The organism is Sphingomonas sp. 22R3R2A-7 (genome assembly GCF_036856055.1).
Taxonomy (GTDB): domain Bacteria; phylum Pseudomonadota; class Alphaproteobacteria; order Sphingomonadales; family Sphingomonadaceae; genus Sphingomonas.
Genome location: NZ_JASPFR010000001.1, coordinates 825,001 through 839,723 on the forward strand (window position 1 = coordinate 825,001; position 14,723 = coordinate 839,723).

15 protein-coding genes (1 of these 15 running past the window's edge) are annotated in these 14,723 nt (G+C 66.2%); 7 read left to right on the top strand and 8 right to left on the bottom strand.

What is annotated here, in order from left to right:
• On the bottom strand, positions 1-341 hold the start of the coding sequence (locus QP165_RS03765; RefSeq protein ID WP_443019258.1) for a porin. 1,126 nt of this gene lie to the left of the window's left edge; 341 of the gene's 1,467 nt are visible here — the first part of the coding sequence; its start codon is at positions 339-341; its stop codon lies off the left edge, out of view.
• Positions 342-570: 229 nt separating this feature from the next.
• Positions 571-3,375: a TonB-dependent receptor gene (locus QP165_RS03770; protein WP_333996933.1), complete on the bottom strand. Its 2,805-nt coding sequence runs from the start codon at positions 3,373-3,375 to the stop codon at positions 571-573.
• A gap of 623 nt (positions 3,376-3,998) precedes the next feature.
• Between QP165_RS03770 and QP165_RS03775 the strand changes: the two genes are divergently transcribed.
• The 5 genes from QP165_RS03775 to QP165_RS03795 all read left to right on the top strand — a co-directional run bounded on the left by QP165_RS03775 (position 3,999) and on the right by QP165_RS03795 (position 8,331).
• A complete protein-coding gene (locus QP165_RS03775) occupies positions 3,999-4,652 on the top strand; it encodes a carbonic anhydrase (RefSeq protein WP_333993907.1) in 654 nt (217 codons plus the stop codon).
• A 131-nt stretch (positions 4,653-4,783) separates the two neighbouring features.
• Complete coding sequence (locus tag QP165_RS03780) at positions 4,784-5,590, top strand: class I SAM-dependent methyltransferase (RefSeq protein WP_056015322.1); 807 nt, start codon at positions 4,784-4,786, stop codon at positions 5,588-5,590.
• 81 nt (positions 5,591-5,671) lie between these two features.
• Complete coding sequence (locus tag QP165_RS03785) at positions 5,672-6,769, top strand: sensor histidine kinase (protein WP_333993909.1); 1,098 nt, start codon at positions 5,672-5,674, stop codon at positions 6,767-6,769.
• Positions 6,766-7,512 (top strand): dienelactone hydrolase family protein, encoded by a 747-nt coding sequence (locus tag QP165_RS03790; RefSeq protein ID WP_333993911.1) that lies wholly within the window; start codon positions 6,766-6,768, stop codon positions 7,510-7,512. Before QP165_RS03785 ends, QP165_RS03790 begins: the two co-directional genes overlap by 4 nt.
• Before the next feature lie 57 nt (positions 7,513-7,569).
• Positions 7,570-8,331 (top strand): SGNH/GDSL hydrolase family protein, encoded by a 762-nt coding sequence (locus tag QP165_RS03795; RefSeq protein WP_333993913.1) that lies wholly within the window; start codon positions 7,570-7,572, stop codon positions 8,329-8,331.
• A gap of 3 nt (positions 8,332-8,334) precedes the next feature.
• Here the strand turns inward: QP165_RS03795 and QP165_RS03800 are convergent, their stop codons facing one another.
• Positions 8,335-9,231: an ROK family protein gene (locus tag QP165_RS03800; protein WP_333993915.1), complete on the bottom strand. Its 897-nt coding sequence runs from the start codon at positions 9,229-9,231 to the stop codon at positions 8,335-8,337.
• Positions 9,232-9,301: 70 nt separating this feature from the next.
• A complete protein-coding gene (locus tag QP165_RS03805; protein ID WP_443019259.1) occupies positions 9,302-10,507 on the bottom strand; it encodes an ROK family protein in 1,206 nt (401 codons plus the stop codon).
• 263 nt (positions 10,508-10,770) lie between these two features.
• Between QP165_RS03805 and QP165_RS03810 the strand changes: the two genes are divergently transcribed.
• Positions 10,771-11,274, top strand: coding sequence for a hypothetical protein (locus QP165_RS03810; protein WP_333993918.1), 504 nt, complete (start codon positions 10,771-10,773; stop codon positions 11,272-11,274).
• A 29-nt stretch (positions 11,275-11,303) separates the two neighbouring features.
• Positions 11,304-11,603 carry a hypothetical protein gene (locus tag QP165_RS03815; protein WP_333993919.1) on the top strand — a complete coding sequence of 100 codons (300 nt, stop codon included), beginning with the start codon at positions 11,304-11,306 and terminating at the stop codon, positions 11,601-11,603.
• Between the two features lie 55 nt (positions 11,604-11,658).
• Here QP165_RS03815 and QP165_RS03820 read toward each other — a convergent pair whose 3' ends face one another.
• From QP165_RS03820 to QP165_RS03835, 4 genes are read right to left on the bottom strand one after another with little or no spacing between them, the layout of a single operon-like run.
• Complete coding sequence (locus tag QP165_RS03820; RefSeq protein ID WP_333996934.1) at positions 11,659-12,186, bottom strand: D-alanyl-D-alanine carboxypeptidase family protein; 528 nt, start codon at positions 12,184-12,186, stop codon at positions 11,659-11,661.
• Positions 12,165-12,662, bottom strand: coding sequence for a hypothetical protein (locus tag QP165_RS03825; RefSeq protein ID WP_333993921.1), 498 nt, complete (start codon positions 12,660-12,662; stop codon positions 12,165-12,167). The genes QP165_RS03820 and QP165_RS03825 overlap by 22 nt, the downstream gene beginning before the upstream one ends.
• Positions 12,659-13,036 carry a hypothetical protein gene (locus QP165_RS03830; RefSeq protein ID WP_333993923.1) on the bottom strand — a complete coding sequence of 126 codons (378 nt, stop codon included), beginning with the start codon at positions 13,034-13,036 and terminating at the stop codon, positions 12,659-12,661. Before QP165_RS03830 ends, QP165_RS03825 begins: the two co-directional genes overlap by 4 nt.
• Before the next feature lie 11 nt (positions 13,037-13,047).
• Positions 13,048-14,646, bottom strand: a complete 1,599-nt coding sequence (locus QP165_RS03835) for a L,D-transpeptidase family protein (RefSeq protein WP_333993924.1) — start codon at positions 14,644-14,646, stop codon at positions 13,048-13,050.
• Positions 14,647-14,723 lie beyond the last annotated feature (77 nt).

Genomic DNA, 14,723 nt, shown 5'->3' on the forward strand with positions numbered 1-14,723 from the left:
ACGTTGATCGTCTCGTACCAGGGTTTCTTGGGCGCTGGTACCGGCTGCGGCGGTGTCGATGCCTCCATGATCGTCGCGGACGGCGGTACCATGGTCGGTGCGGCGCGCGCAGGCGCTAGCGCGGACGGCGCCGCCACGGGCGCCGCGCTCGGCGCGCTGCTCTGCGCTGTCTGAATCACAGGGCCGCCCGGACCACCCTGCGCCGCTTTGAGCTCGGCGATCGTCGCCTTGAGTTCGTCGATCTGACGCTGGAGGTCCTGGACGGTTTGCGCGCTCGCGCCGCCGGCCGAGGCCAGGAAGACCCCGGAACCGACCGCGAGGGTGATGATACGGCGCTGCATAACCATGATCGATCGGACGCTCGGTACTGCGGTACGAGCCCCACTGCCCGCCCGGTCCGGCAGGGACAGGTCGACCCCGCCTTGCCACGGCTGGCCGATGCCCCAGCCGCGCGCGCACCGCAAGCAGCCGTTACGTGATTTTCGGCAGTATAGCGTTGAAAGGAAACGGTTCAGCCATCGGACACCGTGGCGAACCGTTCCCGGCCCGCCACGGCAGTGCCCCGTCAGCCTACATGCGGAACGAGAGCGACGCGACGTAGGTGCGGCCGTTCTTGTAGAACGCGGTCGGCCGGTCGGGCGTCGCGTTGTACTGGCGATACGTCTCGTCGAGCAGGTTCTGCGCGTTGAGCGACAGCGTGATCTGCTTGGTCAGGTTGAACCCGGCCGACAGATCGAGCTGGTTATACGCCGCCACCATTTCGCGCGAGCCGAGCCGGCCGATCGTGCGGAAATATTTGGTGCGGTAATTGTAGCTCAGCCGCGCCTGGAACGGACCGCTCTCGAAATACGGGATCACGTTGACCGTATGCTTCGACAGATAGGGCAGGTTCAGCTCGGCGCCCGAGGCATCGCTCGACGAGGTGCTGCTGTCCTGGAACGTGTAGTTCGCCTGCAGGCCGAACCCGCCCCAGATCTCGCTCTGGCCCGAAACGAGGATACCATTGACCTTGGCCTTGCCGCCGTTGATCGGCTGCGAGACGCTGTAGTTGTTCTCGAGCTGCCCCGTGAGCGAATTGAACAGCGTCACACCCTCGGTCCGCGTGGTGATGATGTAGTTGCTGATCTCGCGGCGGAAGGCTTCGACCGCAATCAGGCTGCCCGGGCGCGGATAGAATTCGGCCGTCGCCTCGTAGTTCGTCGATTCGTACGGCTTGAGGTTGGGGTTGCCGCCGCCCGCATCGCGCGTCGTGTCGTTCTGCGAGATCGACGCGGCCAGGTCCTGATAGCGTGGCCGCGAGATCACGCGCGCGACCGCACCGCGGAAGATCAGCGACGAGCTGGCTTCATAGGCGATGTTGAAGCTCGGCAGGAACTTCAGGTAATCGGTCGTCGTGGTCGTTGGCGTGGGCGTCGGGTTCGGGTTTGCCGCAGTCGACAGCGTCAGCGCATAATCCGACACGTCCTGCGTATAGACGAGGCGGCCGCCGATGTTGCCGCGGAATCCGCCCTGGTCGAAGTTGAGCTGGGCATAGCTTGCCGCGACGGTCTCCTTGACCCGCGTGGTCGCACCGATCTTGGTCGTCAGCGGCGAGTTGATCGCGTTCGCCAGGATGTCGATGACCGCCTGCTGCGACAGGTTCAGATATTGGGTCGCGTTGCCGAGACCGCCGCTGCCGCTGAACGTGCCGTCGGGCGTCGACGAGGTGGGCACGTTGAGCTGCGACGCGAGCTGCGACGTCGTCAGATAGGTGTTGATCCCGCGGCCATCGATGCGGTTGACGTGGTCGGTGACGCGCGCACCGAGCATGAGCTGCGTGAACGGACCAAAGGACACCGGGATCGTCGCGTCGTACCCGCCGAAGATATCGCGGTCGGTCGTGACGCTATAGTCGAGCCCGCCAATCTGTGCCGCGTTGAGCGCCGTACCGTTGATGATGACCGGACGGCCCTCGATCTGCGCGGGGTTGTTGTTCGGATTGGTGAAATAGTTCGCGGCATTGGTCGGATCACCGACGAAATTGACCGTGGCGCTGTCCTTGGTGAAGGCATAGCTGAACGGCAGGCGGGTCTGGACGTTGAACAGATATTCCGGATTGCGGCCGCCGGTCGCCTTGCTCCAGCCGCCGGCGAACGAGACCTTGGCGCCGGTATCGTCTTCATAATCGGCAAAGAAATTGAGGTTGTTCGTCTTCAGCTTGGTGCGACGGACCAGCGTGTCGAGCTGCGCGCTCTGGCTGGTGGCGGCCCCGAACGATGCGGAGTCGACCACGCCATTGCTGACATTGGCGGACTGGAGGACGTTGCCCGTCCATGCGACCGGGATCGTGTACATCGACTGGCTGTAGTTGTTGTAGTTGCCGTCGATATGCAGTCCGTTGAGCGTCAGCGTCAGGTTGCTGACCGGACGGATCTGCGCGGTGCCCGAGAAGCTCTTGCGCTCGCGGGTCTGCTGGAAATACGCGTAGTTGATGCCGAAAGGCGCCACCGCGTTGATCAGGTCCTCCTTCGTGCCGCCGGTCACGGTCGCCGCGGGATTGAGCAGGAGGCCCTGCCCGCTCGCGTCGCGGCGGACCGCGCCATTGGCGTCCTTCTGGAAGAAGTCGGCGCCGCTCTGATAGCCGAAGAATTCGACGCCCGAACGCGTCAGGCTCTGCTTGTCGTAGGTGGCGGCGGCGAGGAAGCCGATCGTCTCGCTGTCGTTCTTCCAGCTGTACAGGCCCGAGCCACGGACATTGCCCTTGTCCGAGCGGTCATTGTACGAATAGCCGCCGGACGCGAAGATCGAATTGGCCTTCAATTCGAGCGGCCGCCGCGTGCGGACGATGACCGTCCCGCCGAGGCTGCCTTCCTCGATGCGGGGTTCGGGCGACTTGTAGACCTCGAGGCGGTCGACCAGTTCGGGTGCGAGCAGCGAATAGTTGAAGGTGCGGCTCGACGGGTCGTTGTCGTTGCCGCCCCAGTCGGCCGACGCCAGCGCGTGGCCATCGAGCAGCATGCGGTTGAGCGCGGGGTCCGTCCCGAGAATGGCGACCTTTTCGCCCTCGCCGAAACGACGGTCGATGCTGACGCCGGGGATATGCGACAGCGATTCGGCGACGTTGCGATCCGGGAACTTGCCGATCGCCTCGGCGCTGATCACGTCGACCACCGCATTGGCCTCGCGCTTGACCGCGATGGCGCTGCGCAGGCTGCCACGGATACCGGTAACGACGATGTCGCTGTCGGCATTCGCGCTATCGGGGGTCGAGGATTGCGTGGTCGTACCGACCTGCGCGTCGGCGGAGCCCGGGGCAGTCTGCGCGGAGGCCGCCGACATCGTCATCCCGAACGCGAGTGCGCTCGTGGCGAGTAAAACCTGCTTGTGGAAAACCATGGTCAAAGCCCCTTCCCTTCGACGCCGCAGCGCCATCCCCGACACGGCCACCCGCATCGCTCCAAACCCGACCAGCCGGTATTGTTTTGGTCACCGATCCGACCGCGTGACGCAGCGATATAACCAATTCGCTTATCGAATCTATCGAGAAAATGACCTTTTTATTACCAATTATCGTTTTGATACAGCCGCGACACAATAGTCACACCGGAGACATTGGTCAGCATGACGAACGTATAGCGTCACAGGTTTTCAACTGGATCAACATCTGCTTGCGAGCATTTGGTAGCTTGTGCTGACCTTTATTAGCTTGGCGGATTGCGAGTATCGCCACCGACTGGCGATAGCCGGTATCGCAACTCCGGTGCTGCCCCTGGCCGCCAACCGCCGTTTCACCGCATCGAACGGACCAATATAGGCCCACCCATATTACGCCGGTGGTTAACGTCGGTCATCGCCGCCTATCGGGCAATCGTGAGCAACGCCGCGTGCCACGACTCGTGCGGCGCAATGCCCGCCTCGTCTCAGGTTCGGGGGCAAAATGGTGTTCGCAGGGAACAACAGCGGGTAGATGGGGTTGGATCGATCTGGCCGTTGTGGCCGTATCCCGGGAGACGATACATATGACCGATTTTGCCGACCTAGTTGATGGCTATCAGCGATTCCGCACGTCCGACTGGCGGCGCCAGCACGACCGTTGGGAAAAGCTGAAGGTCGGACAGGAGCCGCGCGTGATGGTGATCGCGTGTTCCGACAGCCGGGTCGAGCCCGCGCAGATCTTCGACACGCTGCCCGGCGAGATGTTCGTCGTGCGCAACGTCGCCAACCTCGTCCCGCCGTTCGAAACCGGTGGCGGCTATCACGGTGTGTCCGCGGCCGTCGAGTTCGCGGTGACGCAGCTCAAGGTCACCGAGATCGTCGTGCTTGGCCATGGCCAGTGCGGTGGTTGCAAGGCGGCACTCGCCGGCACCTTCACCGATGCCGAGCGCGGCAAGGGTGGTTTCATCAGCGACTGGGTCCACCTGCTCGACGGTGCCAAGGCGAAGGTCTCGTCGGATCACGCCGATCTGACGTCGACCGAGGCCCGCGAGGCGATGGAGCAGGCAGCCGTGCAGACGTCGATCGACAATCTGCGCACATTCCCGTTCGTTCGCGAGGCAGAGGAAGCCGACCAGCTCGAGATCCGCGGCGCGGTCTTCTCGATCGACGACGGCATCCTGCGCGTCATGAACGAGACCGGCAAGTTCGAGCCGGCGCAGCCGCGAGCCGCTGCGTAATAACCGTGGCCGTCGCCGCGTAAGTCCTTGATCGGCCACCACGCTGATCGTTTGGGGACGGTTCAGACCCCGCCTTGCCGTCAGGCAAGCGCGGGGTCTATGCTGTCGGCTTCCCGTCATGAGGTATTCCGATGCGAAACGTCCTTCTTGTCGCCGCCGGCCTGTCGCTCGCAACCGGCGCGATCGCGGCACCTGATCCCGTCAGGGGTCCCGTCCCGAGCCCCGCGCTGATCGCCGCGACGAAGGCGGATACGCGCACCGCAAAGACGATCGCGCGCGACCAATATCGCCACCCTGCGCAGACGCTGGCATTTTTCGGCGTGAAACCGACCGACACGGTCGTCGAGATCTGGCCGAGCGGCGGCTGGTACACCGAGATCCTCGGGCCCTATCTTGCGGCCAAGGGCACGCTCTACGCCGCCGCGCCGAACGAAAAGGGTCTCGCGGCGGTGCGCGGCAAGCAGGCGGCGCAGCCCGCCGCCTATCGCTCGGTCAAATATGCGATGTTCCCGCGCGTTGCCGACCAGCCCGCGGTGCCTGCGGGCAGCGCCGACGTCGTGCTGACGTTCCGCAACGTCCATAATTGGCGCTTCGGTGCGGTCGATCAGACGCAGGCCGCGTTCGACCAGATGTTCGCGATGCTCAAGCCGGGTGGTACGCTCGGCCTCGTCGAGCATCACCTGCCCGAGACGGGGACGATCGTCGAAGGCAAGAGCGGCTATATGAAGCGGTCGTCGGTGATCGCGTTCGCGACCCGCGCGGGGTTCAAGCTGGCCGCCGAAAGCGCGATCAACGCCAACCCCAAGGACAGCCACGACTATCCCAAGGGCGTCTGGACGCTGCCGCCCAACTATGCCGAGGGCGACGTCGATCGGGCGCGCTATGCCGCGATCGGCGAGAGCGACCGGATGACGCTCAAATTCGTGAAGCCGCGCTAAACCGAGATCTTGTACGAAACATCGCGGTTCAAACGAGACACGCGCATTTGGCGCAAACGAAGCGGGCTGGTACGACGGGGCGTGAACCACGGTCTTCCCCTGTCCTCCCCGCCCGTACCGCTGGTCGATCAGCGCCCGCGACGCCTGCTCGAGCGGCTGCCCTTGCTCACCGACCGGCCGATCGCCGCCTATATGCTGGCGGTCGGCCTGTCGGTCGGGGCGTGCGTCCTGCGCATGGCGAGCGATCACCTGCTGCCGCCCGGCTTCCCATACCTGACCTTCTTCCCCGCGGTGATCATCTGCGCGTTCGTGCTGGGCCGCGGTCCGGGAACGCTCGCCGCGGTGCTGTGCGGCCTGATGGCGTGGTATTTCTTCATTCCCCCGATCAACAGCTTCGCGCTTGGCGTCGATACCGCGGTCGCGCTGCTCTTCTATGCGGGCGTGGTCACGGTCGACATCATGCTCGTCGACTGGATGCAGACCGCCAACCACCGGCTGCGCGACGAACGCGAGCGTAACGCGGACCTGGCGCTGCGCAGCACGCAACTCGCCGAACGCACCGAGATCCTGTTCGGCGAACTCCAGCACCGCGTCTCGAACAACCTGCAGATGATCGGCGCGGTCCTGTCGCTGCAGAAGCGCGGTGTCACCGATCCCGCGGCGATCCAGGCGCTCGACAACGCCGCGACGCGGTTGACGCTGATCGGTCGCATCCAGCGGCAGCTTTACGACACCAGCGGGTCGCAGATCGCGCTCCATCAATTCCTGCGCGATCTCGCCGCCGACGTGATCGAGGCGGGCGGCAAGCCCGGAATCGCACACAGCGTCTCCGCGCCCGAGGGGATCACGCTGCCACCCGACGCGCTGATCCCGCTCGCGCTGATCCTTGCCGAGGCGATCGCCAACGCGATCGAGCACGGGTTTGCCACGCGCGACGACGGTCGCATCGCGATCGATCTGGTCGAGGTCGCGGGACATCTTCACCTCAGCGTCGTCGATGACGGTGCGGGCCTGCCTCCCGCGTTCGACCTGCGCACCAGCATCAGCCTCGGATCGAAGATCGCCACCACGCTCGCACGCCAGCTCGGCGGCAGTTTCGAAGTGCTCAACGCGGACCCGGTCGGCGCGATGAGCATCCTGGTCATCCCCCATCACGACCAGCGAGCACCCACCCGATGATCATTCGCAGCGACGAGACAATCGACGTTCCCTTCGCGACCGGTGGCGTGATGCGCACGCATATCTTCCGTCCGGCGGTCGAGGGGCGCTATCCCGGCGTGGCGTTGTTCTCCGAAATCTATCAGGTCACCGAGCCGATCCGCAGGCTTGCCGCGTTCGTCGCAGGGCATGGCTATTGCGTCGCCGTGCCCGAGGTCTACCATGATTACGAAACGCCGGGCACCGTCCTGCGCTACGACCCGGCGGGAACGGATCGCGGCAATCTGCTGAAGCTGACCAAGCCCGTCTCGGCGTTCGATGCCGATGCGACCGCGACGCTCAACCTGCTGACCGCGCATTCGGCCTGCAACGGGCGGCTGGCGACGATGGGCGTCTGCCTCGGCGGGCACCTCGCCTATCGCGCCGCACTCGATCCACGCGTCACCGCCGCCGCCTGCTTCTACGCGACCGACATCCATAGCGGCACGCTGGGGTTCGGTCGCAACGACGACAGCCTCGCGCGGATGGCGGAGCTCAAGGCCGAGACGCTGTTCGTCTGGGGGCGCCAGGACCCGCACGTACCCTTTACCGGGCGCGAGGCGATCAGGGCCAGGCTCGAAGCCGTCGGTGCCACCTATGAATGGCACGAGGTGAACGGCCAGCATGCGTTTCTGCGCGACGAGGGGCCGCGCTACGACCCTGCGTTGTTCGTCGAAGCGACGGGCTGGATGTTCGCGATGTTCCGCCGCGTCCTCGCCTCGTGATCGTCACGGTATAGTCTCATCGCGATCGCCGCGTCGCCTTAGCCCGGAGCTTCTTTGATGAAATCGATAGTGTTCAGCATGGCGATGATTGCGACGGCAGCGCCCGTATCCGCGCAGGAAAAGGACGGCGCACCCGCCCCCGCGGCCGCGCCGAGCGATGCCGAACAGCGGCTCCGGACCGACTGGGCATGGCTCGGGCGCTATCAGGCCGCGAACGCCGCGCTGCCCGATGCCGCACGCGGGGCGCAGCGCATCGTCTTCATGGGCGATTCGATCACCGAAGGCTGGGTCAGCCAGGCGCCCGATTTCTTCGCCGGCAAGAACCGTGTCGGGCGCGGGATCAGCGGGCAGACGACGCCGCAGATGGTGCTGCGCTTTCGTCAGGACGTGATCGACCTCAGGCCGGCGGTCGTGCACATCATGGCGGGCACCAACGATATTGCCGGGAATACCGGCCCGATGTCGCCCGACCAGACCAAGGCCAATATCCGGACGATGACCGAGCTCGCGCGCGCGCACGGTATCCGCGTGATCCTCGCGTCGATCCCGCCCGCGGGTGGCTTCCCGTGGCGGCCGGGTCTTGCGACCGCCGACCCGATCATCGCGATGAATAGCTGGCTCAAGGCCTATGCGGCATCAAACAATGCGACCTATGCCGATTACTGGACCGCGCTCCACGACGGCAAGGCGATGCGCGCCGAACTCGCCTCCGACGGCGTGCACCCGAATGCGAAGGGCTATGCCGTCATGGCGCCGGTCGCCGACAAGGCGATCCGCGCTTCGCTTGCCACGCCCGCGCCAAAGGCGATCGCGCGGTAGAGCTCAGGCTGGCCAGAGCCGCGCCGCGCCGCGAACGCCAGACGAATCGCCCCAGCGCGCCGGGACGACGCGCCCCTTCCAGTCCCGGCCGAAGCTGTAACGACTGATGATCGCCGGCAGCGGGTCGTAGATCGCCGCGACGTTCGACATGCCGCCGCCCAGCACGAACACGTCCGGGTCGACGATATTGGCGACCATCGCCATCGCGCGACCGAGCCGGTCGACATAGGCATCGAGCGCGGCGACCGCGTCGGGCTCGCCCCGTTCGGCCGCGACGACGATCGCGGGGCCATCGAGCGTGACGCCGGATCGCCTCACATAATCGTTACGAAAACCGGTGCCCGACACCAGCATGTCGAGGCACCCGTGAAGGCCGCACCAGCAGGCCGGCCCGGGAAACTCGTCCGCGGTCATCCACGGCAGCGGGACATGGCCCCACTCGCCGCCCATGCCATTGGCACCCTCGACGATCCGGCCGTCGACCACCAGCCCGCCGCCGACCCCCGTGCCGACGATGACGCCGAACGCCGAGCGCGCGCCTGCCGCGGCGCCATCCACCGTTTCGGACAGCGCCATGCAATTCGCATCGTTCGCCATGCGTACCTCGCGACCCAGTGCCGCCTCCAGATCCTCGCGGAAACGGCGGCCATTCAGGAAGGTCGCGTTCGAATTGCGCATCAGGCCGTCACGCGGGCTGATCGAGCCGGGCGTACCGATCCCGATCGTGCCCCGACCGCCCGCCTCGCTCTCCGCCTGCGCGATCAGCCCGCACAGGTCCCGGATCGCCGCGTCATAGCAACCGGGATTGGGCGTCCGTACCCGCGTCAGGAATTGACCATCGGCGTCGAGCGCCGCGGCCTCGATCTTCGTGCCACCGAAATCGATACCGATCTGGATCACTGCATCCCACTCCACTTTTTCTTGCGCTCACCCAGCAGTGTCGCTCGATAAAGTCAATTTGCTTTACTGATCAACCCTTGATCAGGATTGCATCGGAGGGAAGAATCCGGTCGAGGAACGGCAGGATCGCGGCGCCGACGGCGGGCGCATCCTGTGACAGCATCGCGCGGTGGATCGGCGCGATCGTGGGGATATTCGGTGCGGCGGCGGTTAGCTTGCGGTATGCATCGCTTGCGAGCCGATCGAGCACGTCATCGGGCAGGCGACCGCCGATCAGGACGGCGGCGGGGTTGATCAGACAGTTGACCGCGGTCAGCGCTGGCACGAGCGCGCTCGAGGCCTCGTCGAGCCAGGCATCGACGTGCTGTGCATAGGCGGCGGGAAACGCCTGCGTCGTCTCCACCGTGCCGAGCTCAAGCCCGGCATGCTCGAGCCGCGCCGAGAGCGCCGACAATGACACCACATCCTGCAACACGCGATCGGGTTCACCGGCCAGCGGCAAGAACCCGATCTCGCCGCTGCGCGCGCCGGCGCCACGGTAATAGGAGCCATCGATCACCACGCCGCCGCCAAGCCCGGCGCTCACCAATATGTAGAAGAAGCTTGCATGGTCGTGGCCGCTGCCGAATTGCGCCTCGCCGATCGCCGCCGCCGCGGCGTCGTTATCGATATGCACCGACCAAGGCACCGCATCGCCGAGCAGAGCCTGAAGATCGACATCGGCCCAGCGTTCATAGCCGGCAGGCCGATGCGGCATCGGCACGCGACCGAGATCGTCGGGAAGCGCGACGCCGACGCCCAGCACGCGGTCCATGCGGACCTTGCCCGACGCGCGGATGTCAGCGACCCCGTCGCGGACGAACGCGACGATGTCCTCGGGCATTGCGAACGAGACCTGACGCGTCACCCGCGACCGGACGGTGCCTGCGAGATCGAGCGACACCAGGGTCACATGGTCGCGGTCGATATTCAGGCCGATCGCGAAACAGCCATCGGGATTGATCCGCAACCGCACCGCGGGCTGTCCACGCCCGCCATGCCGCCGCCCCGCATCGATGATCAGGTCCGCCTCGAACAGCCGCCCCGTGATATTCGCGATCGTCGGCGCGGTCAGGTTGGTCATCGTCGCGATTTCGGTACGCGTGATATCGGGGTGGCGGCGGATGACTTGCAGGACGACGCGCTGGTTATAATCCCCCGCCCGTTCGAGGTTCGTCCCCGACAGGCTCGGCCCGAGACGAACCGCCCGCTCGTCTGCCGTCACACTGCTGCCCATCTGGGGCTGGTAATCCGAAAACGCCACTGTCTGCCATCTCCCCAACGACGCTATACGGCGACAGTCGGGCATCGTCCCGAACCGGTCAAATAAATAAGGCAAGTTGCGCATCGTGGGGCGCGCCGGAGCGCGATCCCGCGGCCGAGATGGCGGCATCTGGCACGCCGTCGCGGCACCGTTCCGGCGCTGTCGATGCCACATCGCACTTCGCGAGATGCTATGGTATCCGCCGTCAATTCAATCCTTTGTGGAAGAACGGTTGCATGATTACACGGCTTGAGGATCTGGAGCGGGTCCGTACCGAGTGCCGCGCGCTCGTCACCAAGCGCTCGCTCGTTTCGGCGGGCGCCGCGGTCGTCCCCGTGCCGGGAATCGATCTGGTCGCGGACGTCGGTCTGCTCACGTCGCTTTTGCCGCAGATCAGCGCGAAGTTCGAACTGGATCATGACCAGGTTCAGAAGCTCGAGCCCAAGATCGCGCAGCAGGTTTTGGTGATGGCGTCCAGCATGGGCAACAATGTGATCGGCCGCACGGTCACCAAGCGGATCGTCACGAGCCTGCTCCGCCGTGTCGGCGCGCGCGTCGCTGCGGGCTCCGTCGCCAAGTTCGTACCGTTCATCGGCTCTGCGGTCGCCGCGGGGATCAGCTTCGGCGCGATGAAGCTGGTCGGGAACGCGCATATCGAGGATTGCTACAAGACGGCACGCGCCTTGCTGCCAGGCGCGACGCTCGATACGTCGGGTGCCGGCACCGCGTCGCAGCGCTGACGCTTTATAAATACGAACGGGATCCCGGCATGGCGAAACAATATTGGGCGCAATTGATCGACTTCGACGAGGAGATGGAGTCGGCGTGCATCTCCGGCGCGACCGACCACGAGGATGCAGCCGAGACGCTCGTCGCCGATTTCGTCGGGGCGATGGGTGGCGAGATCACGCAGGGCGCGGTCCGCGTCTGGGTCCAGGGCGGCGACGTCGAGAAGGTCTATGACTGGAAGGTCGATCTCGTCATGCCCGAGGGCGATGAGGGCAACGCCAGCGCGAACGACGACGAGATCGAGGTCGAGGCGGAAATCGAACTCATCCAGCGCGTCTGATCCGGCGAGTTTGATCGCCGAGCGTGCGGGGCAGCGCCCCCGCACGCTCGGCGGCTCAGCCGCCGCTGGCGATCTTGTCGAACCCGCGTTCGAGGATCTGCCCGACCAGCCGGTCCCGCGAGGGGCCCGTGCGCTCGCCCAGGACGACCGCGATCAACCGCGTGTTGCCCCGCTTCGCCGATGCCGCAAGGTTGAACCCCGCCTCGACGGTATAGCCCGTCTTCAGTCCATCGACGCCCGCAAAGGCGCCGAGCATGTGGTTGTGGTTGAGCAGCCTGCGCGTGCCCCAGGTGAAGGACCGCGTGCCAAAATACGCATAGCGGCGCGGATGCTTGTCGATCAGCGCCTTCGAGAGCAGCGCCATGTCCGTCGCGGTGGTCGCATTCGCGCCCGGGAGGCCGGTGACGTTGGTGAACGACGTATGGTGCATCCCGAGCGTCCGGGCCTTGGCGGTCATCTTGCGCGCGCACCCGGCCTCGGTGCCCCCGAGCTTTTCGCCGAGCGCCACCGCGACATCGTTCGCCGAACTCACCGCGATCGCACGGATCGCCTCGCCGACGGTCAGGCTTCCCCGGGCTTGAATCCGAGCCGCGACGGCGGCTGGTTCGCCGCCGCGCGCGAGACCTTGACCGTATCGGTGAGCTGGAGCCTGTCCGCATCGAGCGCATCGAACGTCAGGAACAGCAGCATCATCTTCGTCAGCGACGCAGGCCGCCGCACCACGTTGGCGCTCTGCGCGAACAGCACGCGCCCGTCGCTCGCATCGATCAGAATGGCCGACACCGTCCGCGTCGACGCCACCACAAGCGGTGGACCGGTATCGACGGCCGGGAGCAAGGGCGCGGGCTGCGGGGCGGGCTGCGGGGCTGCCATCGGGCCCGCGGGTCCCGGGAACGACGTTCCCAGATACGCCGATGCCTGATCCACGGGCGCATCCCGCGACTGTGTGGCCATCGCCGTCGCCGCTGGCATCGCGATCGCGGTCAGCGCGCAGACATGGATCGACAGTCGCGAAAGGCGGCGGCCGGTCGCGGTCGGTGATACCGTCGCCGGTCTCACTCCGGCTCCGTCTCGTTGGTCGTCGGAGCATCACCTGCGGTATCGGGGGCTGCGTCCTTCGTGGAAGACCCGTCGCGCGTCACCCGTGCGGTCATTCCCGTCGCATCCGCGTCGTCCTGCATCTGGACGTCGGGCGCGATCTCCACCGCGGGCGGGGCCTCGGCCTTGACCTCCGCGGGAGGCGGCGCCTCGGGCTCGGCGGCGACGGGCGCGGTTTCCTCGGCCGGTGCCTCTTCCTCGTAGGACATGTTTTCGGTCACCGGCGGCGCCTCGGGCTCGGAGCGCGAACAGCCGCCGAGCACCGCCGTCATCATCGTTGCCGCAACCGCGAAGCCGATCCCGGTGGTCCGCTTGCCCATGCTGTATGTCGTCATGTTCATTACCCTTATCGTGCCGCCAATGCCTGGCGAGCGGAGCGTGCCTCGATCTTGGCGGCGAGCTTGGCGTCCCAGCTATAGGGATCGGCGCGGAAATTCATCTGCCCGTTCCCACTGGCAAACGCCGTCCAGTAGAGCAGATAGACCGAGACCGGCTTGGCCAGCCGTGCGCGGACCGTATCGCCCTTCGTCACGGTCGCGGCGATCGCCTCCGACGTCCATTGCGGATCGCCCGCCAACAGCCGCTCGGCAAGTTCGCCCGGCTTTTCGAGCCGGACGCAACCATGGCTCGCCAGACGGTCGAAGCTCGCAAACTTCGCGCGCGACGGCGTGTCGTGGAGATACACCGAATAGGGATTGTCGAAGTCGAACTTGTAGCGTCCCAGCGCGCTCTGGTTCCCCGCCGACTGCTGCAACCGCGTGCCGCCGATCACCTTGAAGCCGTTCCGCTTGAGATACCCGGGATTGGCCTTCTCCTTGGGCCACAATTCGCGCGTGGCGATCGAGGTCGGCACGTTCCACGGCGGATTGATGACGACGCTGTGGATCGTCGAGGTCAACATCGGCGTCTCGTCGCCCGGCCGGCCGGTCACGGCGCGCATCGAGGTGACGGGCTTGTCGCCGTCGAACACCGTCAGCACCGCGGCGGCGATATTCACCTGGATACGATCCTTGGGCAGCTCCTGCGGCAACCAGCGCCAGCGCTCCATGTTCGCCATGATCTGGCGGACGCGTTCGGTGGCCGACACGTTGAGCGCGGCAAGCGTCTGGACCGACACGATCCCGCTCGGGTTCAGCCCATAACGGCGCTGGGCCCGGCGAACGCCGTCGAGCAGCGCGGCGTCATAGCGGTCGCCGCTGGTCGAGACCGCCTTGTCCTCAACCGCGAGCCGCTGGCGCAGCGCGACGACGCGCGGGCCGCTTGCGCCGATCGTCATGTCCGGACCCGATGCGAGCGCCGACCATCCTCCCGACGCTGCGATTTCGCGGTAGCGCTCGAGTCCGGCCTTCAGCCCGTCATAGCCCGAATAGGGCGGCGGCAGCGCCGCGAACCACGCGACGATCCGGTCCCGCCGTACCGCGTCCGCAAAACCGGGGAGCGGATCGAACGCGGGCGGACGCATGCCCCAGTCCTGCTGGAAATCGGCCTCCGACAGGCGCCCGGCATGCACCGCACGCGCATGGTCGAGCGCCTGGCGGACGAGCGTGTCGTTGTCGACGTCGAGCACCAGCGTCGGGCGCGCAACCGCAAGCCCCTGCCCCATCGTGTCCGACGCGAGCAGCTTCTGGAGCTGCTTGACCTGCGATTCCGACAGCGTCGGGAGCGCGACGGCGGGCATGACGGGTGCGGGGACGTAGGTCGGCGGAACCTGCGGCGGGGCGACCTGCGGCTGAAGCAGCTGCGGCGGCACGAGCTGTTGCTGCGCCGACGCGGCCGCGCCGGCGCCGAACGGCACGATCAGCGCGGCGATCACGCCAGTGCCGAGCAGCCGGGCGGGCGTCCGGCGCAGCACGCCGCGCAGCTTGGACTCGATCGTCACCGCCGGCAGGGCATCACGGATATCGCCGGGCGTGACGGACAAAAGGGTCTTTGAAAGGCTTTGCATGGCTTCCCTATAGCGTTCGCGCCCTGCGTCGCACGGGCAATATCGCTGCAACCTGAATAAACCGCGTCGACACCGGT

Coding starts and splice junctions, on each gene's coding strand:
- QP165_RS03770 (WP_333996933.1), bottom strand. CDS start 3,375: ATGGTTTTCCACAAGCAGGTTTTACTCGCCACGAGCGCACTCGCGTTC.
- QP165_RS03775 (WP_333993907.1), top strand. CDS start 3,999: ATGACCGATTTTGCCGACCTAGTTGATGGCTATCAGCGATTCCGCACG.
- QP165_RS03780 (WP_056015322.1), top strand. CDS start 4,784: ATGCGAAACGTCCTTCTTGTCGCCGCCGGCCTGTCGCTCGCAACCGGC.
- QP165_RS03790 (WP_333993911.1), top strand. CDS start 6,766: ATGATCATTCGCAGCGACGAGACAATCGACGTTCCCTTCGCGACCGGT.
- QP165_RS03795 (WP_333993913.1), top strand. CDS start 7,570: ATGAAATCGATAGTGTTCAGCATGGCGATGATTGCGACGGCAGCGCCC.
- QP165_RS03805 (WP_443019259.1), bottom strand. CDS start 10,507: ATGGGCAGCAGTGTGACGGCAGACGAGCGGGCGGTTCGTCTCGGGCCG.
- QP165_RS03810 (WP_333993918.1), top strand. CDS start 10,771: ATGATTACACGGCTTGAGGATCTGGAGCGGGTCCGTACCGAGTGCCGC.
- QP165_RS03815 (WP_333993919.1), top strand. CDS start 11,304: ATGGCGAAACAATATTGGGCGCAATTGATCGACTTCGACGAGGAGATG.
- QP165_RS03830 (WP_333993923.1), bottom strand. CDS start 13,036: ATGACGACATACAGCATGGGCAAGCGGACCACCGGGATCGGCTTCGCG.
- QP165_RS03835 (WP_333993924.1), bottom strand. CDS start 14,646: ATGCAAAGCCTTTCAAAGACCCTTTTGTCCGTCACGCCCGGCGATATC.